General features: G+C 67.8%; 22 protein-coding genes and 1 pseudogene. 9 read left to right on the top strand and 14 right to left on the bottom strand.

Annotated elements, in window-relative coordinates; all coding sequences use genetic code 11:
* Positions 1–176 precede the first annotated feature (176 nt).
* Positions 177–1,049 (bottom strand): hypothetical protein, encoded by an 873-nt coding sequence (locus FHS42_RS25310; RefSeq protein WP_184575793.1) that lies wholly within the window; start codon positions 1,047–1,049, stop codon positions 177–179.
* 466 nt (positions 1,050–1,515) lie between these two features.
* Here FHS42_RS25310 and FHS42_RS25315 point away from each other — a divergent pair, with 466 nt between their 5' ends.
* On the top strand, positions 1,516–3,183 hold the full coding sequence (locus FHS42_RS25315; protein WP_184576018.1) for a chitinase: 1,668 nt from the start codon (positions 1,516–1,518) through the stop codon (positions 3,181–3,183).
* Between the two features lie 307 nt (positions 3,184–3,490).
* On the opposite strand, the gene FHS42_RS25320 is transcribed toward FHS42_RS25315, so the two are convergent.
* The 6 genes from FHS42_RS25320 to FHS42_RS25345 all read right to left on the bottom strand — a co-directional run bounded on the left by FHS42_RS25320 (position 3,491) and on the right by FHS42_RS25345 (position 8,951).
* On the bottom strand, positions 3,491–4,216 hold the full coding sequence (locus FHS42_RS25320) for a dienelactone hydrolase family protein (RefSeq protein ID WP_184575796.1): 726 nt from the start codon (positions 4,214–4,216) through the stop codon (positions 3,491–3,493).
* Between the two features lie 566 nt (positions 4,217–4,782).
* Complete coding sequence (darG, locus tag FHS42_RS25325; RefSeq protein ID WP_221476862.1) at positions 4,783–5,874, bottom strand: type II toxin-antitoxin system antitoxin DNA ADP-ribosyl glycohydrolase DarG; 1,092 nt, start codon at positions 5,872–5,874, stop codon at positions 4,783–4,785.
* Positions 5,875–5,885: 11 nt separating this feature from the next.
* Complete coding sequence (gene darT / locus FHS42_RS25330; RefSeq protein ID WP_184575798.1) at positions 5,886–6,533, bottom strand: type II toxin-antitoxin system toxin DNA ADP-ribosyl transferase DarT; 648 nt, start codon at positions 6,531–6,533, stop codon at positions 5,886–5,888.
* Between the two features lie 310 nt (positions 6,534–6,843).
* The gene (locus tag FHS42_RS25335; protein ID WP_184575800.1) at positions 6,844–8,235 is read right to left on the bottom strand and encodes an Nramp family divalent metal transporter; all 1,392 of its coding nucleotides are present in this window, start codon (positions 8,233–8,235) and stop codon (positions 6,844–6,846) included.
* 157 nt (positions 8,236–8,392) lie between these two features.
* Positions 8,393–8,767: a hypothetical protein gene (locus FHS42_RS25340; protein WP_184575802.1), complete on the bottom strand. Its 375-nt coding sequence runs from the start codon at positions 8,765–8,767 to the stop codon at positions 8,393–8,395.
* The gene (locus tag FHS42_RS25345; protein ID WP_184575805.1) at positions 8,760–8,951 is read right to left on the bottom strand and encodes a hypothetical protein; all 192 of its coding nucleotides are present in this window, start codon (positions 8,949–8,951) and stop codon (positions 8,760–8,762) included. Before FHS42_RS25345 ends, FHS42_RS25340 begins: the two co-directional genes overlap by 8 nt.
* A gap of 147 nt (positions 8,952–9,098) precedes the next feature.
* Here FHS42_RS25345 and FHS42_RS25350 point away from each other — a divergent pair, with 147 nt between their 5' ends.
* From FHS42_RS25350 to FHS42_RS25365, 4 genes are all read left to right on the top strand, one after another.
* Positions 9,099–9,947 (top strand): helix-turn-helix domain-containing protein, encoded by an 849-nt coding sequence (locus tag FHS42_RS25350; protein ID WP_246495393.1) that lies wholly within the window; start codon positions 9,099–9,101, stop codon positions 9,945–9,947.
* Positions 9,932–10,129 carry a DUF397 domain-containing protein gene (locus FHS42_RS25355; protein WP_184575807.1) on the top strand — a complete coding sequence of 66 codons (198 nt, stop codon included), beginning with the start codon at positions 9,932–9,934 and terminating at the stop codon, positions 10,127–10,129. The genes FHS42_RS25350 and FHS42_RS25355 overlap by 16 nt, the downstream gene beginning before the upstream one ends.
* 110 nt (positions 10,130–10,239) lie before the next feature.
* Complete coding sequence (locus tag FHS42_RS25360; protein ID WP_184575809.1) at positions 10,240–10,437, top strand: DUF397 domain-containing protein; 198 nt, start codon at positions 10,240–10,242, stop codon at positions 10,435–10,437.
* A gap of 122 nt (positions 10,438–10,559) precedes the next feature.
* Positions 10,560–10,757, top strand: a complete 198-nt coding sequence (locus FHS42_RS25365; protein ID WP_184575811.1) for a DUF397 domain-containing protein — start codon at positions 10,560–10,562, stop codon at positions 10,755–10,757.
* Between the two features lie 112 nt (positions 10,758–10,869).
* Here FHS42_RS25365 and FHS42_RS25370 read toward each other — a convergent pair whose 3' ends face one another.
* Together FHS42_RS25370 and FHS42_RS25375 are read right to left on the bottom strand one after the other, a co-directional pair.
* On the bottom strand, positions 10,870–11,751 hold the full coding sequence (locus FHS42_RS25370) for a S1 family peptidase (RefSeq protein ID WP_184575813.1): 882 nt from the start codon (positions 11,749–11,751) through the stop codon (positions 10,870–10,872).
* A gap of 228 nt (positions 11,752–11,979) precedes the next feature.
* Entirely contained in the window at positions 11,980–12,966 is a 987-nt protein-coding gene (locus FHS42_RS25375; RefSeq protein ID WP_184575815.1) for a S1 family peptidase, read from the bottom strand.
* A gap of 278 nt (positions 12,967–13,244) precedes the next feature.
* On the opposite strand from FHS42_RS25375, the gene FHS42_RS25380 reads away from it, so the two are divergent.
* Positions 13,245–14,591: a M14 family metallopeptidase gene (locus FHS42_RS25380; protein WP_184575817.1), complete on the top strand. Its 1,347-nt coding sequence runs from the start codon at positions 13,245–13,247 to the stop codon at positions 14,589–14,591.
* Between the two features lie 409 nt (positions 14,592–15,000).
* On the opposite strand, the gene FHS42_RS25385 is transcribed toward FHS42_RS25380, so the two are convergent.
* From FHS42_RS25385 to FHS42_RS25405, 5 genes and pseudogenes are all read right to left on the bottom strand, one after another.
* On the bottom strand, positions 15,001–16,029 hold the full coding sequence (locus tag FHS42_RS25385) for a pentapeptide repeat-containing protein (protein ID WP_184575819.1): 1,029 nt from the start codon (positions 16,027–16,029) through the stop codon (positions 15,001–15,003).
* Positions 16,030–16,372: 343 nt separating this feature from the next.
* A complete protein-coding gene (locus FHS42_RS25390; RefSeq protein ID WP_184575821.1) occupies positions 16,373–17,992 on the bottom strand; it encodes a GntP family permease in 1,620 nt (539 codons plus the stop codon).
* Between the two features lie 706 nt (positions 17,993–18,698).
* Positions 18,699–19,112, bottom strand: a complete 414-nt coding sequence (locus FHS42_RS25395; protein WP_184575823.1) for a RidA family protein — start codon at positions 19,110–19,112, stop codon at positions 18,699–18,701.
* A 132-nt stretch (positions 19,113–19,244) separates the two neighbouring features.
* Complete coding sequence (locus tag FHS42_RS25400) at positions 19,245–19,991, bottom strand: IclR family transcriptional regulator (RefSeq protein WP_184575825.1); 747 nt, start codon at positions 19,989–19,991, stop codon at positions 19,245–19,247.
* Positions 19,992–20,209: 218 nt separating this feature from the next.
* A pseudogene (locus tag FHS42_RS25405) lies at positions 20,210–21,208 on the bottom strand (sugar kinase); the annotation flags it as partial.
* Between the two features lie 389 nt (positions 21,209–21,597).
* Between FHS42_RS25405 and FHS42_RS25410 the strand changes: the two are divergent.
* The 3 genes from FHS42_RS25410 (at position 21,598) to FHS42_RS25420 (ending at position 25,904) form a co-directional block, all read left to right on the top strand.
* A complete protein-coding gene (locus tag FHS42_RS25410) occupies positions 21,598–22,863 on the top strand; it encodes an alanine racemase (RefSeq protein WP_312867040.1) in 1,266 nt (421 codons plus the stop codon).
* A 114-nt stretch (positions 22,864–22,977) separates the two neighbouring features.
* Positions 22,978–24,606 (top strand): N-acyl-D-amino-acid deacylase family protein, encoded by a 1,629-nt coding sequence (locus FHS42_RS25415; protein ID WP_184575827.1) that lies wholly within the window; start codon positions 22,978–22,980, stop codon positions 24,604–24,606.
* An 86-nt stretch (positions 24,607–24,692) separates the two neighbouring features.
* On the top strand, positions 24,693–25,904 hold the full coding sequence (locus tag FHS42_RS25420) for a pyridoxal phosphate-dependent aminotransferase (RefSeq protein ID WP_184575829.1): 1,212 nt from the start codon (positions 24,693–24,695) through the stop codon (positions 25,902–25,904).
* Positions 25,905–26,010: the final 106 nt, after the last annotated feature.

The raw sequence follows: 26,010 nt of genomic DNA on the forward strand, positions 1-26,010 counted from the left end.
CCTGGGACCTCGTTCAGGGGACGGGAACGGGAACGTGCGGACGGGGACATGAGGGCGGGAACGTGCCGGCGCAGGCGCAGGCGCACGCGGCAGACGGTGGTGCGGCGCAGGCGGGCCGATGCGTATCCGAAAGCCGCATACGTGGCTGTCAGGTACGCGGCTGTCAGGTACGCGGCTCAACGCGCGGCCAGGGCGGGTCGGATCGGCGCGGTCAGCGCGCGGGGCTCGTCGTCGCGCAGCAGGGGGGCCGAGCAGAAGGCGCACCGGTCACCGATGAGTTCGAGCCCGCACCAGTGGCATTCCTCTCTCCTTACGGAGGCGACGAGTTGGTAGAGGACCGAGGGGTCGGGGATGGCCGCCGCGAACTCGGTGACCCGCGGGGTTCCCCACCAACGGGCCGACTCGGTGGGCAGCGGCACTTCCTGCACGCCGTGTACGCGCCAGGCGGTCGCCAGGGTGCTGGTGGCCCACTCCGCGTGTGCCTGGCCCCGGGCGATGGTGAGGTGGGTGGCGAAGCCGGGGCCGGGCGGGTCGGCGTCGCGGCCGACGACCACCAGCTGCGGTGTCGGGTGGACGAGCACCCCGAACTGGGTGCCCGGCACCCAGGACCGCAGATGGGCGCCCATGCTGACCGGGACCTTTTCCAGCCGGGTGACGCTGCTGAGTTGGGCCCCCGCGTAGACGTAGTGCATCAGCAGCCGGGCGGCGCAGGCCAGCACGCCGGGGCTGAAGTCGGCCACGGAGAGCTGCCGTAACTGGCGGGCCAACACGGCGACGGCCAGCGGCGGGAGATCGAGCGGGACGAGCGCGATTCGATCGCTTTCCAACACCGCTCGTACGGTGTGCAGTCGGCGGATCAGGGCGGGTGGCGATGCCGCCGGATAGAGCGCTACGAGATAACCCTGCTGGTCAAGGAGGGCGGCGGCGTCACCGATGGCCGCTTCGAGTGGCTGGCTGCCGGGGTGTTTGAAGACCACGGCGGACGGCGTCTGCCCATCGGGAGGTGGCAGCACCAACTCGGGGCTGGTGACGGCAATCGCGGTGGTCACGTCAGCTCCCGTCCACTCCGGGCCCCCACCCATCCACTTCGGCTACCGCTTCCCGGCGCCTCGGCCACCGCTTTTTGGCGCGGCGCGTTCGTCACGGTCTGACACCGTCTGCTTCTTCCCCGTACAGATGCCTCAGCACTTTATCCACGAATGCGGCGGCTGAGAACAGTTCACCGGGGTTATCGAGGGGCTTGGCATCGGGAGTTCACGCGGGGCCGCCGTGGGCGTCATGGATCGGCCGTGCCCGGGTGCTGGCTTTCTCGTGCCGCTCCGTGCACGATGGCGCACCCTTCGAGGTCTTCGCGCGCACCCTTGACAATGGTATTGGTCTGGACCAGTCTCACGCCCAACGGTGGCCACCGTCCCAAGCCCCTCCTCCCACACTTTCCCCACGGAGGCAGTCGTGGACCGTGCACTACGCAGCAGGTACGCCAGAGGCAGGCGATGGCCCACCGGCCGCGGGCTGATGACCCGGGGGCTGGCGACGGCAGCCGCGTCCGCCCTCACCGCCACAGCGCTCGTCGCTATCGGCGGCGGCAGCGCCCAGGCCGCCGCCGAACCCAACCTCGTACAGAATCCCGGCTTCGAGACCGGGATCAGCGGCTGGACCTGTTCGGGCGGCAGTGGCAGCGCCGCCGCCAGCCCCGTACACGGCGGAGCCGCCGCGCTCAAGGCGACTCCGGCCGGTTCGGACCACGCCAAGTGTTCGCAGACCGTGAGCGTCAAGCCGAACTCCGCCTACAAGCTGAGCGCCTGGGTGCAGGGCGGTTACGTATATCTGGGCGCGAGCGGCACCGGCACCACGGACGTCTCGACGTGGAGCCCAGCGGCGACCGACTGGAAGCAGCTCAACACCAGCTTCAACACCGGCCCCAGCACCACCTCGGTGACCGTCTACACGCACGGCTGGTACGGGCAGCCCGCCTACCACGCCGACGACCTGACCCTCACCGGGCCCGGCGGCGACATCCCCGGTGACGAGGTGCCCGCGACACCTGCCGGGCTGGCCCCATCGGCGCCCACCTCCTCGTCCGTCACCCTGAGCTGGAACCCGGTAAAGGGGGCAACCGGCTACAACGTTTACCAAAACGGCAGCAAGGTGCAAGCCGTGAACGGGACATCGGCCACGGTGACCGGTCTTACGCCCGCCACCTCGTACCAGTTCCAGGTCACCGCGACGAACGCCGCCGGTGAGTCGGCCAAGTCGGCCACGGTCACCGGCACCACGACCGCGGGCGGCGGGGACGGCGGCAAGGTGCCCAAGCACGCGGTCACCGGCTACTGGCAGAACTTCAACAACGGCGCAACCGTGCAGAAGATCAGCGACGTGCAGAACCAGTACGACATCATCGCGGTCGCCTTCGCCAATGCGACGGGTGCGCCAGGCACGGTGGACTTTGCGGTCGATCCGGCGCTGAACTACAGCGAGGCCCAGTTCAAGGCGGACGTGCGGGCCAAGCAGGCGGCGGGCAAGTCCGTCATCCTGTCGGTCGGCGGAGAGCTGGGCACCGTCGCCGTGAACAGCCCGACCGCGGCGACCAACTTCGCCAACAGCGTGTACGCGCAGATGCAGGAATTCGGCTTCGACGGCGTGGACATTGACCTGGAGAACGGGATCAACGCCACGTACATGACGCAGGCGCTGCGCGCCCTGTCGGCAAAGGCGGGCCCGAATCTGGTCATCACGATGGCACCCCAGACCCTGGACATGCAGTCCACCTCCAGTGGCTACTTCCAGACCGCGCTGAACATCAAGGACATCCTGACCGTCGTCAACACCCAGTTCTACAACAGCGGTTCCATGCTGGGCTGTGACGGCAACGTCTACTCCCAGGGCTCGGTGGACTTCCTCACCGGACTCGCCTGCATCCAGCTCCAGGGCGGCCTCAAGCCCTCCCAGGTCGGCCTCGGCCTGCCGGCTTCCACGCGTGGCGCTGGCAGCGGTTATGTGTCGCCGACCATCGTCAACAACGCGCTCGACTGCCTGACCAAGGGCACGAACTGCGGGCGCTTCAAGCCGTCCACCACCTACCCGGACCTGCGGGGCGCGATGACCTGGTCCACCAACTGGGACGCCAGCGCCGGCAACGCCTGGTCCAACGCGGTCGGCCCGCACGTGCACGGCCTTCCGTAACACCGCCTGACTGGCCGGCTGGCTCGCCGAATTGGCTAGCTGGCGTGGCTGGCTTGGCCGGCGTGGCTGGCTTGGCTGGCTGAGGCTCGATCGTTCGGGCGCCGTTCCCCAGCGGTGCCTCTCCTCGGCGGCGCCACGCCGCACGGACCGCACACCGTGCGGCGTCCGCCCCCCACTGGCCGTGCCGCCCGCCATCCGTGGCGGGTGGCACGGCCAGTGGCTTGATCGGCGTACGCGATAGGGGAACCGGGGCCGGCGGCGGTCCACCGGCCTGGCTCACGGCCCGAAAACGCGGTTGCTGACCAGCTCACTCCGTTATGGGCAGGCACTCGGCGAGCAGGTCGACGATGTCGCGCCAGGCGCGCTGCGCGTGCTGTGGGTGGTAGCCGACGCCGGGGACCGTGGGGTGGTCGACCGTCGGGTGGTGGAAGGCGTGCAAGGCGCCGCCGTAGACCGTGAGGCGCCAGTCACGCCCCGCGGCCTGCATCTCGGCGGTGAACGCGTCCCGCTGCGCGGGCGACATGATCGGGTCTTCCGACCCGACCCCGGCCCACACCGGGCAGCGAATGCGAGCCGCCTCGCCCGGTCGGCCCGTGGTAGTTGCGTTGACTGTCCCGATCGCGCGCAGGTTGACGCCCTCGCGCCCGAGCTCCAGCGCGATGGCGCCCCCGGTGCCGTAGCCGATGGCGGCGATCCTGTCCGGGTCGGTCCGCGGTTCGGCGCGCAACACGTCGAGCGCCGCGTGGCCGATTGCGCGCATCCGGTCGGGGTCGGCGAGCAGCGGCATGCAACGGGCCAGCATCTCCTCGGGGTCACTCAAATAGCGCCCGCCGTGAAGGTCGAAGGCCAGCGCTACGTATCCCAGCTCGGCGAGAGCATCGGCCCGGCGGCGCTCAACGTCGCTGAGCCCCGTACCCTCTGGTCCGAGCAGCACCGCGGGCCGGCGGCCGACACCGGCCGGGAGCGCGAGGTGCGCGGTCATCGTCAGACCATCGGCCGGGTACTCGACCGTGCGCGTGGTAACCGTCGTCATGAGGCTGGACTGTAGTGATCGTCGAGCCTGGTCGGGCCGGTGTTCACCGCTGGCGGAACAGCGCGAGTGTGCCGCTGAAATGCGGCGATGGCTCACAGCTCACACTCCAGCACGGCACCACCAAACGCCGCCCAAGCCCGGCACGGCCAGCACTGTGACCGGTTCCCGGGGCACGGGGCGCTCGTGGCTTGCTTCAGCCCTGGGCTACCACGGCAGCTCGCGCACCTGCTGTACGCACAGCACGATGAAGCGGGAAGCTCCCGACCGTTGGGCCCGGGTGTTGTGGATGAATCCGGAGTGAGCCTGACGACGGCTTGTACGGACCCGCTGGGGTGGTGCAGGCCGTCGTTGTCAGGATCGATGCCTTCCAGGGGCCGCTTGCAGCCGCACCGCATGCATCGAAAGGCGAGCGATGAGCAGTCCGAGCGCGGGCGAGAGCGAGTGCTGCATTCCCTGTCCCACGTCTGTCCATGGCTAGCTACTGCGCTGAACAACTCCAGGACAGGTGAAGTTCGGGCTCCCCTGCGCCAACACCCTTAAGGGCCAATGAAGCTGCGACGAAGCCGTTAAGCAGGCAGAGCGGCCAAGTGCTTCGTCTGCAGCCGTTGCCAGGCGACCGCGATGTGACGATCCGTAAAAATCTCAGCCTTGCGGCGGCTCCACTTCTGGAGTGCAGCGATTACATCGTCCTGTGACGCTTGTGGGCCGAGTTGGTGCATGATCCAGTGCGTTGTGCACAACAACTCAAGGCCGTAAGGCGAAGAAAAACCATCAATTAGCTCAAGAACCGCATGGACAGCATTTTCGAGTTCCGCGTCGCGGTTCTGCTCGAACCAAAGCGCCGTCAGGTCCTTGGCTTCGGCTGTGAGTTTGATCGGATGAAAGTCAAGGACACGCTGAGTACGATCTCCGTACCCTCGAACCAGGTGACCTTCCATACGTTGCAATTGATGGTTGAGATTCTCGGCATAAGGCCCATACCGCGCCTTTTCGAAGTTGAGCCGCATCGGCATCCCTACGGCCTGCAGCAGGTACATCAGCTTTTGCAACTCAAGCAGCGAGGCCCCGTCAGAAGCCTCTACTCGCTCAGATTTAGCCTGCTCCACATAGCCACCCAACAGGGCCACAACGGCTGCCCTACCTCGTGTCATATTTGGCGCGCTAGTACGCACAGGCATGGAGCTAGGCGCCGGAGCACCCGTCGGAGGGAAAAGCAGCACTTCAGTTGTCGGCAATGCCTCAAAGGCTGAGTAAATCATCGGCCGGACATCGTCCCAACTGAGCCCGCCATTCCCGCATCCCAGTGCCGGAACAGCTACGGACTTGATTTTGTGCCTCCGCACTACCTCAACCAGACCGTTGAGCCCCGCTTCGACATCCTCGATCCGCGATTTACCGCGCCAATGGCGCTTGGTAGGGAAATTCAGAATGTACCGTCGGGGGCCAAGGTGATGCGCGTCGTGAACAAAGACCTCTCCGATCTTCACCTCACCACGGTCGCAGGCCGCCTTGTACTGCTTGAAGTTTTCGGGGAATGCCTGCTTGATCTGCAAAGCAATCCCCTTCCCCATCACGCCAACAGTGTTTACGGTGTTGACGATGGCTTCCACGTCCGCCTCAAGCAAGTTGCCTTGCGACTCTTGGATCACCGTCTCCACCTCTTCGCTCCCTAGTAGTACCACTGAGGGTACACCATCACAGGAATGGAAATGCCATGTTCGGCGAGAATGCCGCGGACCTCGCTTGCACGGCGGGCATTATGCGTGGCAATCGACGCTACGAGCCGTAGCGGATACCATTCATGCACCAGATATTCAGCTTGTCGCCGGCTTGCCCGATTTGGATCTTCCGGTATGTCATGCCACCATTTCTCCCCCATAAGCGGCCAGTCAATCAGCTTCTCGCAAAGTTCGGGGTCGTCGGCATGAAAATCCACAAAGACCGCTCCCGCGTTCCCTTCGCTGAAAACAGCTGAAAGCCCGGCCTGTCGCACTGCCGTCAGGCTTGAGACTAGATAGATGACCGGCTCTTGCCCTTCGCGGTAGGTGGGAAATCCTCCTTTATGGATGACGTAGAGCATAGGCGAGCGGTAACCGAAATAGAAAGGTACATAATCAGCCGGCGTACCCCCGGGGCCACATCTGATGTTCGTCACTCGACGGCGCTGTTTAATGCTTGGCATACCGATTTCTGTGTCGGTAAGGCCGTATAGCGCAGCAGTTTTATCGCTAACCAACCCTCCACGCTGGAGAATGCCGCGTAGATTCCCCATGTGCGTAATGTGATAAATTGGCCTATTGGGTACCGAGTTCTGCACTACTGCGGGCTCCTTCAACCAAATGATCACCATGAGGTCACCAGCCTACTACTGTTCGTGTTGATATCACTACGGAGAGCAAAGTGCGCCGGGGGCTCGATGGGCAGCCAGATGGCGCGATTTCGGCGATGGTGAGTGCTATGAGCGCTCTGCTTCACATGGGCGTTTCAACCTCAAAGGCCCTCATTAGCTGTCAAGCCTCCGCTCACGAGACACCCGCCCTCACCACCAAGCACCGCCCTACCCCCGGCACGGCCTGCACCATGACCGGCTCCCGAGGCCCGGCAGCGCCCGAGGCATCAGCCCTGGGCTACCACGGCAGCTCGCGCACCTGCTGTACGCACAGCACGATGAACAGCAGCCCGGAGGTGACCAGCATGACGTTGCTGAGGATGCCGTTGCGCCACTCCTGGGGTGTGCGGCTGGTGTTGAGCAGCCACAGCAGGGTGAGGGCGAGGAACGGCATGAAGAAGGCGCCGAGTACGCCGTACACGATCACCAGGCCGAAGGGCTGGTCCAGGAAGAGCAGGCTGATCGGCGGGAAGGTCAGCCACAGCAGGTAGAGCCGGAAGGGCAGCGAGCGCTCGTGGCGGCCGATGGTGCGGGGGCCTGCGGGCGCGGCCGGGTCCACCACGTCCGCTTCTTCCGCCGGGCTCGCCCCATCCGTAGCCCCTGTCGCGAAGCCCGCACCGGCCGGTTGGCCCGGCTCGCTCCCCCGTAGGGTGTGGCGGCTTGCCCGGTGGTTCTCCACGAAGTCAGCCACCATGACGCTGACGCCGTGCCACACCCCGATCAGCGAGGAGAAGGACGTCGCGAAGAAGCCGACGAGGAACAACTTGGCGGTGGTGGTGCCGTAGCGGTCCTCCAGGACGTTGCCGAGGTCGAGCAGCCCCTTGTCGCCCTTGGTCAGGGCCACGTCCGCCGAGTGCAGCAACTCCGCACCGACGATCAGCATCGCGACGACGAAGATGCCGGTGGTGATGTAGGCGACCCGGTTGTCGAGCCGCATGACGCGCATCCAGCGGGTGTCCGTCCAGCCCTTGGCGTTGACCCAGTAGCCGTACGCGGCCATGGTGATCGTTCCGCCGACGCCGCCGACCAGGCCGAGGGTGTAGAGCAGTGAGCCGTCCGGCAGTGCGGGGACGAGCCCCGCGAAGGAGGCCCCGATGTCCGGGCCGACCCGGATCGCGACGTACACCACGACCACGAACATCAGGCCGACCAGCACGGTCATGACCTTCTCGAAGACCGCGTACCGGTTGAACCAGACGAACACCAAGCCCACCAGGCCGGTGATCACTCCCCAGGTCTTCAGTCCCAGAAAGTCGGGGAACAGCGCCACCAGCGGCAGGGCGCTCGATGACATGGCGGTCGCCCCGTAGACGAAGCCCCAGATCACCACGTAACCGACAAAATAGTAGGTCGTCCAGGAACCGAGGGTGCGCCAACCCTGGAACAGGGTCTGGCCGGTGGCCAGGTGCCAGCGGCCGACCGCCTCCGCGAGGGAGATCTTGACGAGGCACCCGATCACCGCGGCCCACATCAGCGTGTAGCCGTACTTGCTGCCCGCGATCAGCGTCGCCACCAGATCGCCCGCGCCCACCCCGGTCGCCGCGACGACGATGCCGGGGCCGACATAGCGCCAACGGGACGCCTTGGGTGCGCTGGTCCGTTCCTCGCCGCTTGCACTGGTGTGCGTCATGCGTCGCCTCCGCACTCGCCCCCTGATGTGTGCGGATCATGAGACCGTTCGCGACCTGATCGCACAAGGGGGCGCGCAACGGATTGAGGTGCGCCATGCCCTGACGCACCTCGTGCCGCGGGGCGCGTAGGAGGCGATCGACAGCGGTGCACCGTGCTCACGCCACGCCCTCGCGGTTCTTACGGGCTGTCGCCAGGCCGAGGCCGCAGTCCTCGGGCGTCTTGCCGTTCGTGGTCATGATGCCGGCCTTCGCACCCCCGTCCGACCAGAAGTAGCTGCCGGGCCCGGCGAGCGCGTCCAAGGCGAACTGGATGCGGGAGGTGTTGGTGCGCAGGTCGCCCCGTTCCATGGCTTCCGGGTCGAACAGCGCGTTCTCGTAGGCCCGTTGGAAGTCCCAGTCGCACGCGGGTTCCCAGCCGCAGTCCGGATCGGACAGTTCGGCGTCGGCGAGGAAGAACCGCAGCACGATGCCGGAGACGGTGATGACCTCGTGCCGGCCCGTCAGTACGCGGCGCAGAGGGGGCTCATTCACCGCCCCCCTCCGCACGGTGCCGCGGGCACCGGCACGGGCCCCAGGCGTTGGGGAGGTGCTGGGACTCAAGCTCCCCGTGGGTGAGGTCGTCCGGATCGACGTGGACGGTGGTCGTGGAGGTGAGCGGGACCGGCTGTTCGCCGGGGCGCTTGCGGTAGACCCTGATGGTCATCATGTGGGGCATGGCTTCGGTCCTTGCCGTACTTACGGATCACCGAGTGTGATCGATCCCTCACAGAGTCGGCTCAAAGTGCGTACTCTCGATAGGGCTCATGGCGTGACTGCCAGGCGGTCACCCGAACACACACTCAGCCGAGAGGGGTGGCCGCGCATGATGCCGCACCAAACAACCAAGGACCCCGCCGCGCCTGTTGGCGGCATCGCCTTCTTCGGAAGCGAAGTACGCCACGCGCGCGAGCACGCGGGGATGACCCAGGCGCAGCTCGCGCTAGCAGCCGCGTATGACCGCACGTACGTCTCCCGCGTCGAGAACGGAAGCCTGCTCGGCTCCGAGCAGTTCGCGGAATCGTGCGACCGCGTGTTCGCGACCAGCGGGTACTTCACACGACTGGCCACCCGTATCCGCGAGCACGGTCATCCGGACTGGTTCCGACCGTACGTTGCGCTGGAGAAGGAAGCGTCGGCCATCTCGGACTACTCGACCATCTTCCTGATGGGCGCGGTGCAGACGCCTGAGTATGCGGAAGCGGTCTTCCGCGCTAGCAGGCCGTACGAAGGCAATGAGGCGATCAAGACACGCGTCGATGCACGCATGGCCCGACGCGAGGTAACGCAACGACAGTCACCCCCGCAGTTCTGGCTCATCGTGCACGAGGCCGCGCTCCAAGTTCCGGTCGGGGGCGCCAAAGTCATGGCGGCGCAACTCGACTACGTGCTAGAGAGGGCGGTGGAACCGCACATCACGGTGCAGGTTCTTCCGTTCCGGGCCGGTGCCCCAACGACAGACATGCCCTTCACCATGCTGTCCCCAACAGCGAGCGACGAGGGGCCCGTTCTCTATTCGGAGACCACGGGGACGGGGCACGTCAACGACTCACAGGAGGCCGTGCGCCGGTGGGCGGGTAGGTTTGATCACATGCGTGCATCCGCGGCGTCAGAAGCGGACTCGTTGCGCCTCATCCACAAGATCCGGAGGGAACACGAATGCACCGATGGGTGAAGTCCAGCTACAGCAACGGCGACGGAGGCCAGTGCGTGGAATGGGCCCCGGACCACGCCACCACCTCTGGCACCGTCCCCGTACGTGACAGCAAAAACCCGGGCGGCCCGGCTCTCACCTTCGAACCGGCAGCCTGGAACGCGTTCATCACCAGCATCAAGAGCGGCGACTTCCAGCGCTGACCCCCTTGTACGGCAGAGAGCGCCCCTTGAGTGACCGCTGAACGGCACACAAGGGGCGTTCCCTTCATTCACTCGCTGCACCCCGTCCACCAGAAGCGGAGGGAACACGAATGCACCGATGGGTGAAGTCCAGCTACAGCGACGCCCAGGGAGGCCAGTGCGTGGAATGGGCCCCGGACCACGCCACCACCTCTGGCACCGTCCCCGTACGCGACAGCAAGAACCCGAGCGGCCCCGCCCTCACCTTCCAGCCGGCAGCCTGGAACGCGTTCATCACCAGCCTTAAAGCCGGCCACTTCCAGGGCTAAGCCCCCACACGACAGCCGCGAACGACAAGAGAGCGCCCCTCAAGTGGCCGTCGAACTTCGCTTAAGGGGCGCTCACTTCATGCACCCACCGCGTCCAACATCAAGATCCGGAGGGAACACACATGCATCGATGGGTGAAGTCCAGCTACAGCGGCGGCCTAGAGAATGCGTGCGTCGAGTGGTGCCCCACCCACGCACACGAGCGCGGCACCGTCCCCGTACGCGACAGCAAGAACCCGAGCGGCCCCGCCCTCACCTTCGAACCAGCAGCCTGGAACGCCTTCATCACCAGCATCAAAGCAGGCCACTTCCAGGGCTAAGCCCCCGCACAACAACCTCGTACGACACAGCCTCGTACGACAAGAAAACGCCCCTTGAGTGACCGCCGAACTCCACTCAAGGGGCGCTCACTTCATGCGCCCGCGGTTACCGCTACGGCTTCGGCAGGGTGCAGCCCGGCAGGCTCAGGTCCACCTTGTTGCCCTTGGCCACGCACTGCGTGATCTGGTAGGACTGCTGCGCGTAGTTGATGCCCTTGCGGACCGTGATCTTGCCGTTCTGGTCCACCTCGCACGGGTTGTTGTCCGTGCAGCGCTCGCCGGACTCGTTGCCGGTGTTGTTGACCGCGATCACCTTGCCGGTCGCGGTGTCCACTACGGGCGAGCCCGATGTGCCGCCGATGGTCTGGCACTGCGGGGTGTAGCGGACCGAGTCCTTCCAGGTCCACTTGCCCTCCCTCAACTGGTGCACAAAACCATCGATGTTGCAGGTGTACTGCTTCTTCCAGTAGCCCGACACCACGCTGATGGCCGCGCCCGCCTTCGGGTGCTCGCCCGACAGTTCCAGCGCCTTGACGCCGAACTTCTGCTTGATGCCGGCGTAGGTGGTGTCCGTCTCGTACAGCGAGACATCGGTGTCCGTCATCGTCGCGTACGCGATCTTCGTGGCCTTGATCTTGCCCGCGTTGCCCGCCGTCGCGTTCAGGAGCGTGAAGCTGCGGCTCGACGGCTTGTTCACCACGACCTTGCCGGGGGCGGGGAAGCCCTCGTCCAGACAGTGGCCGTTGGACATGACCAGCGCGCGGTCCTGGTCCGTGGAGTTCGGCAGCTTCACCACGGAGCCCGAGCAGTTGCTCAGCGCCACCGCGCCCTCGAAGGTGACGGCCTTGGGCTTGGCCGCCACGGTCGTGTTGACGCTCTGCGCGGCGATGGCGCGCGAGTTCGCGTCCGCCGCCGTGGCCGTGGTGGCTCCGACACCGATGGCGCCCGCGCTGAGGGCCAGGGCCGAGAGGGCGCCTATCAGGGTTCTGTTCATGTGGGGGGTTCCTCCATACCGGCATGCATGGGAATTTGACGTGCGCATTGTCAGGCTCCGCGGCTCCTCCCGGCAATGCACCGGCCGGTACGGAGGTGTGGGGCGGCGGCAAACCGCCACCGCCCCCATCAGGCAACTTGGCCTGAACACGCCGCGCGCCGAAGGCGCTAACGGGCCAACGGGCCAGTCAGTCGGCGGGCCGGCTCGACACCGGCCCGCCGCGGCGGACTATCGAACGGCCGGGAGCCCCGGTGCGGCGGCGGTCACGAGCGGGCTCGTGACGCCCGCGTGCGCGGCGCGCGGCTTGGGCAGGGTGCAGCCCGGCAGGTTCAGGTTGACCTTGTTGCCGGCGCCCACGCAGCGGGTGATCTGGTACGTCTGCTGCGCGTAGCCGATGCCCCGGCGGACGGTGACCTGACCGTTCTCAGCCACCTCGCACGGGTTGTTCATGGTGCAGCGCTGGCCGGACTCGTTGATGGTGTTGTTGACGGCCACCACCTTGCCGCTGGCGGCGTCGATCACCGGCGAGCCGGATGTGCCCCCGATGACGTTGCACGGCGAGGTGTAGCGGACCGAGTCCTTCCAGGTCCAGCTGCCCTCTTTCAGCTGGGGAACGAAACCGTTGATGTTGCAGGTGTACGTCCGCTTCCAGTAACCCGAGACCACCTTGATGCTGGCGCCCGACGAGGGGCGCTCGGCCTGGAGGTCAAGCGGGTTGACGTTGTAGCGCTGCTTGATCTGCGCGTAGGTCGCGTTCACCTCGTACAGCGCGGCATCGGTGTCGGTCATCGTCCCGTACGCGACCTTCGTGGCCCGCACCGTGCCCGCGTTGCCCGCGGTCGCGTTCAGCAGCGTGAAGCTTCGACTGGAGGGCTTGTCCACGATCACAGTGCCGGCTGCCGGCATGCCGCCTTCGAGGCAGTGCCCATTGGTCAAGACCAAGGCCGGGTCCTGGTCGGTGGAGGTCGGCAGCTTCACCACCGAGCCCGAGCAGTTGCTGAGGGCCACCGTGCCCTCGTAGGTCACGGCCTTGACCTTGGGCCTCAGCTTGGTCGTGCCGGTGTGTATCGCGTCTCTGTCGCTGGCACTCGTGCTGGTCACGCTCGTGTCGGTCGCGCCGTTGTCGGTTGCCGCAGCGGAGGTGACGCCGAGCCCGCCGGCCACCAAGCTGCTCAACGCCAGGGCCGACAGGGCACCTATGACGGTTCGGTTCACGTGGGGGGTCCTTCCCTTCGGATGTGGTGTGTGCACCATGCGTTTGTCATGCGCATTCTGAGTGCATCGACCCCCTTGAGCAATCAAGGAGTCGGAAACCCAAAAAATTGGCGGGTTCACATCAGCTCCACATGTTGACCCGAGCATGCCAGAACCCAAGACTGTCCCCGGCGCCTCCGCCGTACCTCGCGGCCGGCTCCCGTGTCCGCCCGTATCCCCGGCGGGCACGGCACTCGCACGTCGCACTACTGGACCCACCCCCACCCAGGAGACCCCTCATGCGACTACGAACCAGGGGCAAGAGGACCGCCGTCCTCGCCGCCCTGCTCGCCATCGCCCTCTCTGCGCCATTGGCGGCCAACGCCGATGACTCAGCGTCCGGCTCCCGCGAGGACACGTCCGCGGCCGAGGCCACCGACGTTGCCCGGCAGTACGAGGTGACAGGCCCGGACACCGCGGCCAAGCGCACCAAGATCGCCGGTACCGGCGTCGCCATCGACGCCGTACAAGAAAAGTCCGTGACCATCACCGCGGACGCCGCAGAACTCAAGCGCGTGCGCGCCCTTGGCTACCCGGTCAAGCAACTGGCGGGGCCGCCCGCCCGTGCCAACGGCAAGGAAGCCACCCCGCGTGACTTCCCGCCCGCCGACTCGCGCTACCACAACTACGCGGAGGCCACGTCGGACATCAACGACAAGGTCGCCAAATACTCGAACATCATGAGCAAGCGGGTCATCGGCAAGTCCTACCAGGGCCGAGACATCATCGCGATCAAGATCAGCGACAATGTCGGCACCGACGAGGCCGAGCCCGAGGTGCTGTTCACGCACCACCAGCACGCCCGCGAGCACCTGACCGTCGAGATGGCGCTGTACCTGATCCGTGAGTTCGGTGAGGACTACACGACCGACGCGCGGATCAAGAAGATGGTCGACAGCCGTGAGATATGGATCGTGCCGGATCTGAACCCGGACGGCGGCGAGTACGACATCGCCTCCGGCTCGTACCGCAGCTGGCGCAAGAACCGGCAGCCCAACTCCGGCTCAACCGCGGTCGGCACGGACGAGAACCGCAACTGGGACTTCAAGTTCGGCTGCTGTAACGGCTCCTCCGGTAACCCGAGCTCGGAGACCTACCGCGGACCGCGCGCCGAGTCGTCGCCCGAGGTGCGGGTCGTCGCCGACTTCGTGCGCAGCCGGATCGTCGGCGGCAAGCAGCAGATCAAGGCAGCCATCGACTTCCACACCTACAGCGAGCTCATCCTGTGGCCCTACGGCTACACCAGCGCCGACACCGCGCCCGGCCTGACCCAGGACGACCGGGACGCGTTCGCCACGGTCGGCCGCAAGATGGCCACCAGCAACCGCTACACGCCGGAGCAGTCCAGCGACCTGTACGTCACTGACGGGTCGATCGACGACTGGCTGTGGGGCAACCAGAAGATCTTCGGCTACACCTTCGAGATGTACCCGGGCCCCAGCGGTGGTGGCGGCTTCTACCCGCCCGACGAGGTCATCGAGCGGGAAACCAGCCGTAACCGCGACGCGGTGCTCCAACTTCTGGAGAACTCGGACTGCATGTATCGGTCCATCGGCAAGGAGCAGCAGTATTGCTCGGGTAGCTGAGCGGTGCGCATGGCCGAGCGGCTTGGGTGGCTGAGCGGTTCAGGTGGCTGAACGGTTTGGGCGGCTGAGCAGTTCGGGTAGCTGAGCGGTGCGGATGAGTCAGCGGTGCGGGACTGGCGCTGATGCTGGTGCTGGTCTTACGTGCTGGTGCTACGTGCTGATGCTTACGTGGACGCTGGTGCCTGCGTAAGTGCTGGTGCTGGTGCTGATACCGGCCACTCAGCGACGGCGCGCGGCCCCGAGGCGGGGATTGACTCCCGCCTCGGGGCCGCGTTGCGCCACGGAACGGGCCGCTGCCGGGCCCGCCACTCATCTACGGGTACAGGCGTGTCCGTACTGGTCAGGGCAGTGGTTCACCTGTCACCGGGCCCTTGTTTGGTCGTCGTCGTCACGCCTGAAGGGCGGTGCACTACCACTTCGCGCCGGTCAGATCTGTGCCAGTCAGGTCCGCGTCGGTCAGGTCCGCATCGGTCAGGTCCGCGCCAGGCAAGTCTGCGTCGGTCAGGTCCGCGCCTTCCAGGTACGCGCCTTCCAGGTTCGCGCCAGGCAGGTACGCGCCGGCCAGGTCCGCGAAGTCCAGGTTCGCGTCGGTCAGGTTCGCGTCAGTCAGAGACGCCGCGGTCAGAGATGCCTCGGACAGGTTCGTCTCGGTCAGGTGCGCGCCTTCCAGGTTCGCGTCGGTCAGGTTCGCGTCAGCCAGGTATGCGCGGGTCAGGTGCGCGCCTTCCAGGTTCGCATTGGTCAGGTCCGCGAAGTTCAAGTTCGCGTCGGTCAGGTCCGCGCCGGCCAGTTTCGCATCGGTCAGGTCCGCGCCTTCCAGGTGCGCGCCAGCCAGGTACGCGTGGGTCAGGTTCACGTTTTCGGTGCCGTCGTGGGCTCGGTCCCGACTGTCGAGTGCGGTGAGGGCCGCTTGGACGTCACTGGCCGGTTCCTGGTTGGCGGCGCCTGCGGCTTGTTTGGGTTTCTTGGCGTGGTTGCGGATGTAGGTGGACAGAACGTTGACGATGGAGGGCTGGTCGCGGGGGGAGTCCTCCATGATGCGTTGCAGGGCGTAGATGCCGCCCAGGCGCACCTCCAGGGCGTCTTCGCCGATGTTGCCAACGGCGTTGTTGTAACGGTCGGTGACTTGCCCTTCGCGGGTGAGGGCGTGCTCGTTGTCGACCTGCTGGAGCGACAGCCAAGTGAAGACGATCACGGCGAGGGTGCCCAGGGCGGCCAGGGTGCCCGCAGCCTGCTGAAGGCGCGTCCACCCGTCCGTTGGTGCGGCAACCACCGTCTGCGGGGTAGAGGGCGTGGGCTCGGGGGTGCGGCGGCGTCGCCCTGCCGGGCGGGAGCCGATCGGAGCGGACGCGCGGCGGGGCGCGGTACGGGTGCGGCGGCGGGCAACGCGGCGCAGACGGGCAGCGCGGCCGGAGCGGCGGGACGGTATAGCGGCCATGAAGACGTTGATACGGGCGGTAAGCGCTCGGCGCGCCGGATGTTGCGAAGCTGTAGCAGTGCGTGAGCGAGTGGTGCGGGACTGGCGCGTTCCACTGGTGCTGATGCTGGTGCTGGTCTTACGTGCTGGTGCTACGTGCTGATGCTTACGTGGACGCTGGTGCTTGCGTAAGTGCTGGTGCTGGTGCTGGTATCGGCCACTCAGCGACGGCGCGTGGCCCCGAGGCGGGGATTAACTTCCGCTTCGGGGCCGCGTTGCGCCACGGAACGGGCCGCTGCCGGGCCCGCCTGCGATCGTGCGGGGGTGCGCGCTGAGGAGCGCGCACGCTCCGTACGCTCCGGCGCTAGATCACCACACTCAGCGCCGCCGCCATCACGAAGCCCGCCACCGAGAGCACCGACTCCAAGACCGTCCAGGACTTGAGGGTGTCGCGCTCGGAGATGCCGAAATACTTGGCCACCATCCAAAAGCCGCCATCGTTGACGTGCGAGGCGAAGATGGAACCCGCGGAGATGGCCATGATCACGAGCGCCAGGTGTGCCTGCGAGTAGTCACCGCCGGCCAGCAGCGGGGAGACGATGCCCGCCGTGGTGACGATCGCGACCGTCGCCGAACCCTGGGCGACCCGCAGCACCAGGGAGATCAGCCAGGCCAGCACGATGACCGGCAGCCCGGCGCTGTCGAACGCGTCGGCCAGCGCCTGCGCGACACCGCTGCCCTTGAGCACCGCACCGAAGACGCCACCGGCGCCGACCACGAGCAGGATGTTGCCGACCGGCTTGAGGGACGCGGTGGACACGGTCTCCAGGGACTTGCGCGACCAGCCGCGGCGCAGGCCCAGTACGTAGTAGGCGAGCAGCAGCGCGATGGTCAGCGCCACGAAGGGGTGGCCGAAGAACTCCACGACGGAGCGGCCCGTGCTGGGCTCGAAGGCGATGGAGGAGAACGTCGCGCACAGGATGAGCAACAGCGGGGTGCCGATGATGGCGAGTACGGTGCCGACCGCCACCGGCTTCTCCGCGGCCGGGGTAGCGGCCGGGATAGCCGACGTTCCGGCGCCCCCCGCGCCCCCCGCGCCCCCCGCGCCTTTCTTGCCGCCCGCACCGCCCGTACCGGCGCCTGGCCCGGCACCGGCTTCAGCGCCACCGGTGAGGCCACCTGTCGTGGCGCGGGCTGCGGCGCTCGCGCGCTGTTCGGCCGCGACGGCGGCCTTGGCCTCCTCGGCCGCCTCCACCATGTCCTGCGGTACGGGGACGAAGACGCGATGCCCGATCCACGCCGCGTACACCCAGGCCGCGAGCACCGCGGGCACCCCGCAGACCACGCCCATCAAGATGACCCAACCGAGATCCACGTGCAGCATGCCGGCGGCGGCCACCGGGCCTGGGTGCGGCGGCAAGAACGCGTGCGTCATGGACAGGCCGGCCAGCAGCGGCATGCAGTACAGCAGAATCGACTTCCCGCTGCGCTTGGCCGCGGCGTAGACGATCGGCGCGAGGACGAAGATGCCGACGTCGAAGAAGACCGGAATGCCGAAGATCAGGCCGGTCAGGCCCATGGCGAGCGGGGCTCTGCGCTCGCCGAAGAGGGCGAGCAACCGGGCGCTGAGCGCCTCGGCACCACCGGAGACTTCGAGTATCGCGCCGAGCATGGTGCCCAGGCCGATGATGATCGCGATGTGGCCGAGGATGCCACCCATTCCGGTCTCGATGAGCGAGACGGCGTCGGACTTCTGCACGGTGCCGAAGAGTTCGGTGACCGAGAGCCCTGCGGCCAGACCCACCGCGATGGACACGGCGAGCAGCGCGACGAACGGCTGGAGCCGCACCTTGATGATCAGGAAGAGCAGAAGCGCAATGCCGAGGGCGGCGACGGTCAGCAAACCGGCGGTGCCGTCGATGAGCAGCAAGAGGCCACCGGTGTGCGGTGGTATCTCGGCAACGGGAGCGGCTGCGAGAAGCATGGGAACTCCGTTGTTTCCAGGGGAATTTATGGGTAGGGGGGACCGCGGCACGGCGGCTGCGCGCCGCGTGCCGAGCGGGTAGGGGTGAGGCGTGCGGTGGGGTGTGGTGTCACGTGCCTGGGGTGTGCGCCGTGGGGTTCGTCATGGGGGCCGGTTCACGCTCCAGCGCGGGTGGTGGGGGTATGGGTGACGGGAGGTGCGGTTGGTACGGGAGGTGCGGTTGGTGCGGGAGGTGCGTTTGGTGCGGGGCGCGGGTGGTGCCGGGTCCGTCCGGAGCCTGGAGTCCGTGCCGTACGCGAGGGGTGGTGCGCCGGCCACCGGCTGCCCGCCGAGCGGCAACGGGTAGGGCTGGGCTGAGCTGGACTGGGTCGGCTTGTTGCTGGTGGTGCTGGGGGTGCCGGCTGTGGTGCGTGAACTCGGCCGCGTAGCTCAGTAGTTGGCTGGCCATCGGAGGGACCTCAGAGGGCGCTGCCCGTGGGTTTCGGACCTGGACCGGCGTACGGTCACGGGCCGGCGAGCCACTCCAGGTGGCCCTGGAACGCGCACCCCCAACTGCCAGGATAGGGCGCTGTGTTGGGGCGTGCGCGGCGTGTCGGCCGGCAGCTTGCGAGGCCGACGTATGGGGCGGGAGTTGGGGCCCCGGGACGCAGAGCCCTCCGGCGGGGTGGTTCCGGAGGGGCCGCGCGCCCCGGGGCGGCTCAGGGGCTCAGCCGAGTACGGCGAGGGCGTCGATCTCGATGAGCAGTCCGGCCGGGAGGCCGACGTACACCGTCGTACGGGCGGACGGGGCCTCCTTCAGGTCGGCGAAATACTCGTTGTAAATCTCGTTCAGCTCGGCGAAGTGCTCAACGTCGGTGAGGTAGACGCGCAGCATCACCACGTCCTCCCAGCTCGCCCCACCCTCCTCAAGAATCGCCTTGACGTTGGCCAGGGTTTGCACGGTCTGCTCGCGCAGCGTTGGCCCGGCGGGGGTCGGGGAGTGCCCTGGGGTAGCGGGCAGAAAACCGACCTGCCCCGCGACCTGGAGGATGTTCCCCTTGCGGACGCCGTGCGAGAACTTCGCGGGCGGCGCGGTGTGGGTGGATGGCGTGATGGCCGTCTTGTGGAGCTTGTCACTCATGCGGGGCTTCCTCACTTCCGAAGGTCCGGACACTGCTGGAGGTTCGGACTCGTACTGGGTTTGGACTCGTGCTGGTTTGGACTCGTGCTGGTTTGGACTCGTGCTGGGGTTTGGATGTTCCTTGCAGTTCGATCAGTGGTGCTTTCCCGAGTATTCGCGGCTGATGGCGTCGGCGGTGTGCCGCACCAGCGGGAGCAGGGTGAGCAGCTCCTCGCTGGTGACCACGACATTCGGCGCGGACACCGAACACGCGGCGATCACCCGCCCATCGGCGCCCCGAATGGGCGCACCGATGCAGTTGATGGACTCCTCGTGTCCGCCGAGGTCGCTGGCCCACCCTTGTTCGCGCACCGTGGCCAGCTCTGTCAGGAAGGCTGCCGGGCCCGAGGTCGAACGGGAGGTGTAGAGCGGGTAGTCGAGCCGTTCGACGACGGTGCGCCGCTCCGGTTCGGGCAGGTCGGCAAGGAGCAGCTTCGCCACGGCGGCCACGGTGATCGCGACCGGCTTTCCGATCCGGGAGTACATCCGGACCGGATAGCGGCTCTCCACCTTGTCGATGTAGAGCACCTCGTTCTCCTCGTACACCGCCAGGTGCACGGTGTGCCCGCACTTCTCGTTGAGTCCGACTAGGTGGGGGTGGGCGATCTCGCGCACATCCAGGTTCTCGACGGCTTCCTGCGCGAGCGCGAACAGCCGCGCCCCGAGCCGGTACCGCTGGTCTTGCTGGCGGTAGACCATGCCGTGCTCGTGCAGCGTGCGCAGCAGCCGCAAGGCGGTGGACTTGTGGACACCAAGCCGGGTCGCGACCTGTTCCAGGTTGGCCGGGCCCTCCGCCAGCAGCGGCAGAATGCTCAGTGCACGGTCAACGGTCTGACTCATCGGTTACGTACCTCCGCGTTAGATGTCTCTACGGTAGGTACCTCCAGGGCTGGCCCCGCCTCCACGTCTGCCGCTGCCGCCATCGCCGTATCTGCTGCGGTCGTATCTGCTGCAACCGTCTTCGCCGCTGCGGTCGTCTTTGCTGCGGCTGTCCTTGTTGCGGCTGTCCTTGTTGCGGCTGTCCTTGTTGCGGCCGTTTCTGTTACGGCCGTTTCTGCTGCCGCCGCCGTCCAGCCGGGGGCGAGGCGCAGTGCGCCCCACGCGTTCTGATCCAGGGCGGCCAGCCGGTCCGCGAGGGCCCGGGTGGGCGGCGTACCGAGGTCGCCGGGGACGGTGAGGGCGGCGGCGGCCATCAGATGGCCGTGCCGTATCCGGGCGAAGATCGGCAGGCCACGCAGGGTGGCGGAGAGGAACCCGGCGGCGAACGCATCGCCGGCGCCCACGGAGGCGATGACCTCGACCCGCAGCGCGGGCGCGTGCGTAACGGTGTCTTCGCCGTCCCCCCGCGCGTACACCGTGACGCCCTGCGCCCCGTGCTTGACCACGAGCACCGCGGGCTCGGGCAGGGTGGCCCGGATGGCGGCCGGGCCGTGCACGCCCCAGGCGGCTTCCGCCTCGTCCTCGCCGACGAACACCAGGTCGCAGCCGCGCGCGAGGTCGGCAAGCACGGCCGGGCCAGTCGAGGGGGCGCCGGCCTCGCCCTGGTTTCGCCACAGCGCGACCCGATAGTTCACATCGAAGGAGATGAGCGGGCGGCCGGGGGCCGGGGCGGTGAGTTCGCGCATCAGGGCGAGGCAGTCGGCGGAGAGCGCGGCGGTGATGCCGGACAGATGCAGCACCCGGCCGCTCCACAGCGTCGCGCGGCTGACGACGCCGGGGGCCATCGCGGCGGCGGCGGACCCGGCGCGGTAGTAGATGACCTCGGAGCCGCCGGCGGGCGCGGCGGTGGAAACCGCGCGCTCCCCCGCCGTACGGAAGTAGATGCCGGTGGGCCGGGCCGGGTCGCGCTGGACGGCGGAGGTATCGACTCCGGTCGCGGCGATGGCCGCCACCAGATGGTCACCGAAGCCGTCCGCGCCGACCCGGCTCACCCAGCGTGCGGAGTGCCCGGAGCGGGCCAGGCAGCAGGCGACGTTTGATTCGGCGCCGCCGATTCCACGGTCGAAGGAGGGTACGTCGGCGAGTCTGCCGGGCCGCTGGGGCGCGAACGTGACCATGGATTCGCCGAGGCACACGACATCGACGTCCGGGCTGCTCGGGGCTGCGGTCACGATCGCTCTCGCTCCTGTCGCGCGGTCTTCACTGGTTCGCTGGGCGGTTCAATGGGCGGGTTCGCACCGTTGACCCAGTGCTTGCCGGGATGTTAGACAGCTGTAAGCGATATACGCAATGAGTGTTGCAGTATATGCAACAGATTGTGGGGGGCTCAATGGCCACCAAGCACAGCAAGGACCTGGACCCGGCGCCCGCAAGCCGCGCCGCGCCAACCCCGGAAGCGGACGCCGTAACCCCGGGCGCGGACGCCGTTCCCACCCCGGGCGCACGCGCCGTGACGACCCCGGGAGCGGACGCCGCCGCCGCGCGGCTGCGCCGCGTCTCGGCCGCCGTGGCGCGATTGGCGGACGAGCGGATCGACTACCGGTTCAAGGGACTCCCGCCGGACGCGGACGGCGACACCGTGGGCGCGCTCGCCGCCGCGCGCAGGTCCCTGTTCACCGGCGGGTTCACCACCCCCGTGCTCGCCCTTTCGGCCGAGTCAGTCGAGCACAACGTGCGCCTCATGGAAACGTACGCGCAGCGCCACCGGCTCGCGTTCGCCCCGCACGGCAAGACCTCCATGGCACCGCGCCTGTTCGAGCAGCAGCTCGCCCACGGCGCCTGGGGCATCACCGCCGCCCTCCCCTCCCACGTCCGTGTCTACCGCGCCTTCGGCATCCAGCGCATCTTCCTCGCCAACGAGGTCGTGGACCCGGCGGCGCTGCGCTGGCTGGCCGCCGAACTCACCGCCGACCCGGACTTCCGGCTCATCTGTTACGTGGACTCGGTGCGCGGCGTGGAGCTGATGGACGCCGCGTTGCGCGCGGCCGGCACCGGGCGCCCCATCGATGTGGTCGTGGAACTGGGCGCGGGCGCGGGAGCGCGCACCGGCGCGCGCACCGAGGCCGAGTGCTTCGCGATCGCCGACGCGGTCGCGGAGGTGGGCACGCTGCGGCTGGTCGGCGTCGCCGGCTACGAGGGCGAGGTACCCAAGGCCGACGATGCTTCCGTACGGGCCTGGCTGCGCCAACTCATCGCGCTGGTAGCCGAGTTCGACCGGGCCGGGCGCTTCGGTGCCGACCCTTCGGAGATCGTGGTGAGCGCGGGCGGCAGCGCCTGGTTCGATGCGGTGGCCGAGGTCTTCGCGGAGGTGCCGGAGCTGTCGGGCCCGGTGCTCAAGCTGCTGCGCTCGGGGGCGTACGTCTCGCACGACGACGGCCACTACCGCGAGCTGACACCGTTCAACCGCGTCCCCGACGAGGGCGCGCTGCAACCCGCCTTTCGGCTGTGGACACAGGTCATCTCACGGCCCACGGCCGAGCAGGCGTTCATCAACGCGGGAAAGCGGGACGCGGCGTACGACCTGCATCTGCCGATGCCGCAGGTGGTCAGGGACGCTCGTACCGGCGAAATCCGCCCGGCCGCCGGGATCACCCTCACCGGCCTCTCCGACCAGCACGGCTGGCTGCACACCGAGCCGGGCACCCGACTGGAGGTGGGCGACTGGGTCGGCCTTGGCCTCTCCCACCCGTGCACATCCTTCGACAAGTGGCAGCTCATCCCCCTGGTCGAGTCGGACGGCACGGTCACGGACCTGATCCGCACGTTCTTCTGACCCGCACGTTTTCCTAACCCGCACGTTCTTCTAACCCGCACGTTTTTCTGCCCCACCCCAGCCCGCCCAGCCAACCAGCCCGCCCCGCTGCTGCGGCCCCCAAGGAGAGCCCTCATGGACCTGGTCATTCGCGACGTTCGCGTCATCGACGGCACCGGGGATGCCTCCTACCGGGCCGATGTGGCCATCGAAGGCGGCCGGATCGCCGCCATCCACCGGGAGGACACGGGCGGCCAGCGGCCGACCGGGCGCAGTGCCATCGAGGCGCACGGCCTCGCCCTGGCCCCCGGGTTCATCGACATGCACGCGCACAGCGACCTCGCCCTGCTGCGCGACCCCGCGCACGAGGCCAAGGCCGCGCAGGGCGTCACGCTCGAAGTCATCGGGCAAGACGGCCTGTCGTACGCACCCGTGGACGATCGCACGCTGGCCGAGGTGCGGGCGCAGATCGCCGGATGGAACGGCGGCGGGCCCGGTACGAGCGGCATCGACTTCGACTGGCGAAGCGTCGGCGACTACCTGGACCGGCTCGACCGCGGCTTCGACGGGCAGGGCATCGCGGTCAACGCCGCGTACCTCATCCCACAGGGCACCGTGCGGATGCTCGCGGTCGGCTGGGACGACAGGCCCGCGACCGCGGCCGAGGTCGCGCGCATGCGGGAGTTGGTGGCCCGCGGTCTGGAAGAGGGCGCCGTGGGGCTCTCCTCCGGACTCACCTACACGCCGGGGATGTACGCGTCGGACGCGGAGCTCACCGAGCTGTGCCGGGTGGTCGCCGCGTACGACGGCTACTACTGCCCGCACCACCGCTCATACGGCGCCGGCGCCCTTGAGGCGTACGAGGAGATGGTCGCCCTCACCCGTGAGGCCGGCTGCGCGCTGCACCTGGCGCACGCCACGATGAACTTCGGCGTCAACGAGGGCCGCGCCCCCGAACTGCTCGCCCTCCTCGACCGGGCGCTAGCCGATGACGCCGACATCAGCCTCGACACGTACCCGTACACCCCCGGCTGCACCACGCTCGCCGCGATGCTGCCGAGTTGGGCGAGCGAGGGCGGCCCCGAGGCGATCAAGGCCCGGCTGGGCGACGATGCGAGCGCCGCGCGCATCCGGCGCGTGATGGAGATCGACGGGGCGGACGGCTGCCACGGCGTGCCGATCGACTGGGACACCATCGAGATCTCCGGGGTCACCCGACCGGAGCTGGCCGGCTACGTCGGCAAGACCATCGCCGCGAGCGCCGCCGAACGCGACGAAGAACCCTTCACCACGGCCCGCCGGCTGCTCATCGAGGACAGCCTGGGCTCCACGATCCTCCAGCACGTCGGCCACGAGGAGAATGTGCGCACCATCATGCGACACCGCGTGCACACTGGCGGCAGCGACGGCATCTTGCAGGGCGACAAGCCTCACCCGCGGGCGTACGGGACCTTCCCGCACTACCTCGGACGCTACGCGCGCGAGCTCGGCGTACTCCCTCTGGAGGAGTGCGTGGCGCATCTCACCTCGCGCCCCGCGGCCCGTCTTCGGCTGCCCGACCGGGGCTTGGTACGGACCGGATACCGCGCCGACCTGGTGATCTTCGATCCCGACACGGTCGCCGCCGGATCGACATTCGAAGCCCCACGCACCCTTCCGACCGGTATTCCGCATGTGCTGATCGATGGCCGCTTCGTCATCAAAGACGGACACCGCACGGACGTCCTCGCGGGCCGCTCTGTTCGCCGTACCGCCGCCTCCTGACACGCTCCTGTTCGCCGCCGGTTCCCCCGCTCGACGTGGTGTGAAACACCGAGCGGGCCCCGAAATGCGCCCGTAGGGTGGCGGGCATGCAGGTGATCCAGTCAACCAAGCTCGCAAATGTTTGCTACGAAATTCGTGGCCCGGTGCTTGAGGAGGCCATGCGGCTTGAGGCGGCAGGACACCGCGTCCTCAAGCTCAACACCGGCAACCCGGCACTTTTCGGGTTCGAATGTCCGCCGGAGATCCTTGAGGACATGCTGCGCTCGCTCGGCAGCTCCCACGGTTACGGCGACGCCAAGGGGCTGCTTTCGGCCAGGCGTGCGGTCGTGCAGCACTACGAGACCAAGGGCATCGAGCTGGACGTCGAGGACGTCTACCTCGGCAACGGCGTCTCCGAACTGATCCAGATGTCCATGCAGGCGCTGCTCGACGACGGCGACGAGGTGCTTGTCCCTGCGCCTGACTATCCGCTGTGGACAGCGGCCGTCTCGCTGGCGGGCGGCACCGCCGTGCACTACCGCTGCGACGAGCAGGCGGACTGGATGCCAGACCTCGCCGACATCGAGCGCAAGATCACCGACCGCACCAAGGCGCTGGTCGTGATCAACCCGAACAACCCCACGGGCGCGGTGTACGACGACGCGATGCTGCGCGGCCTGACCGAGATCGCCCGCCGCCACAACCTGATGGTCTGCTCCGACGAGATCTACGACAAGATCATCTACGACGGTGTCACCCACACCCCGACCGCCGCCATCGCCCCCGACCTGCTGACACTCACCTTCAACGGGCTCTCTAAGAACTACCGCATCGCCGGCTACCGCAGCGGCTGGATGGCGGTCTGCGGCCCCAAGTCCCATGCGGCCAGCTACATCGAGGGCCTCACCATCCTCGCCAACATGCGGCTGTGCGCGAACATGCCCGTGCAGCACGCGGTGGCCACCGCACTCGGCGGCCGGCAGTCGGTCAACGAACTCGTACGGCCCGGCGGCCGATTGCTCGAACAGCGCGATGTGGCGTACGAGATGCTGACCCAGATCCCGGGTGTGACCTGCGTAAAGCCCAAGGGTGCGCTGTACGCGTTCCCGCGGCTCGACCCCAAGGTCTACAAGATCAAGGACGATCGGCAGATGGTGCTCGACCTGCTGCGCGCCGAGAAGATCATGATCGTGCACGGCTCGGGCTTCAACTGGCCCGAGCCCGACCACTTCCGCCTGGTCACCCTGCCCAACGCCAAGGACCTGGCCGACGCGGTCACCCGCATCGGCACGTTCCTCGCGGGTTACGCCCAGCCGTAGCGGGGTGGCCTGCGGCCCGGCACCGGCGGCGGGCCGGTGCCGGGGCGGGGGCGGGGGCGGATTACGGCCCGGGGCGGCGGGGGGCGCCGCAGCGTCGCGTACCGCC

The sequence above is a fragment of the Streptomyces zagrosensis genome (genome assembly GCF_014203645.1).
GTDB lineage: Bacteria > Actinomycetota > Actinomycetes > Streptomycetales > Streptomycetaceae > Streptomyces > Streptomyces zagrosensis.

Bases quoted from the DNA above. Each gene is read 5' to 3' on its own strand.
- FHS42_RS25390 (WP_184575821.1), bottom strand. From the start codon at position 17,992: ATGCTTCTCGCAGCCGCTCCCGTTGCCGAGATACCACCGCACACCGGT.
- FHS42_RS25320 (WP_184575796.1), bottom strand. From the start codon at position 4,216: ATGACGACGGTTACCACGCGCACGGTCGAGTACCCGGCCGATGGTCTG.
- FHS42_RS25355 (WP_184575807.1), top strand. From the start codon at position 9,932: ATGCACCGATGGGTGAAGTCCAGCTACAGCAACGGCGACGGAGGCCAG.
- FHS42_RS25315 (WP_184576018.1), top strand. From the start codon at position 1,516: ATGACCCGGGGGCTGGCGACGGCAGCCGCGTCCGCCCTCACCGCCACA.
- FHS42_RS25415 (WP_184575827.1), top strand. From the start codon at position 22,978: ATGGACCTGGTCATTCGCGACGTTCGCGTCATCGACGGCACCGGGGAT.
- FHS42_RS25395 (WP_184575823.1), bottom strand. From the start codon at position 19,112: ATGAGTGACAAGCTCCACAAGACGGCCATCACGCCATCCACCCACACC.
- FHS42_RS25345 (WP_184575805.1), bottom strand. From the start codon at position 8,951: ATGCCCCACATGATGACCATCAGGGTCTACCGCAAGCGCCCCGGCGAA.
- FHS42_RS25370 (WP_184575813.1), bottom strand. From the start codon at position 11,751: ATGAACAGAACCCTGATAGGCGCCCTCTCGGCCCTGGCCCTCAGCGCG.
- FHS42_RS25360 (WP_184575809.1), top strand. From the start codon at position 10,240: ATGCACCGATGGGTGAAGTCCAGCTACAGCGACGCCCAGGGAGGCCAG.
- FHS42_RS25380 (WP_184575817.1), top strand. From the start codon at position 13,245: ATGCGACTACGAACCAGGGGCAAGAGGACCGCCGTCCTCGCCGCCCTG.
- FHS42_RS25365 (WP_184575811.1), top strand. From the start codon at position 10,560: ATGCATCGATGGGTGAAGTCCAGCTACAGCGGCGGCCTAGAGAATGCG.
- FHS42_RS25385 (WP_184575819.1), bottom strand. From the start codon at position 16,029: ATGGCCGCTATACCGTCCCGCCGCTCCGGCCGCGCTGCCCGTCTGCGC.
- FHS42_RS25350 (WP_246495393.1), top strand. From the start codon at position 9,099: ATGATGCCGCACCAAACAACCAAGGACCCCGCCGCGCCTGTTGGCGGC.
- FHS42_RS25335 (WP_184575800.1), bottom strand. From the start codon at position 8,235: ATGACGCACACCAGTGCAAGCGGCGAGGAACGGACCAGCGCACCCAAG.
- FHS42_RS25400 (WP_184575825.1), bottom strand. From the start codon at position 19,991: ATGAGTCAGACCGTTGACCGTGCACTGAGCATTCTGCCGCTGCTGGCG.
- FHS42_RS25420 (WP_184575829.1), top strand. From the start codon at position 24,693: ATGCAGGTGATCCAGTCAACCAAGCTCGCAAATGTTTGCTACGAAATT.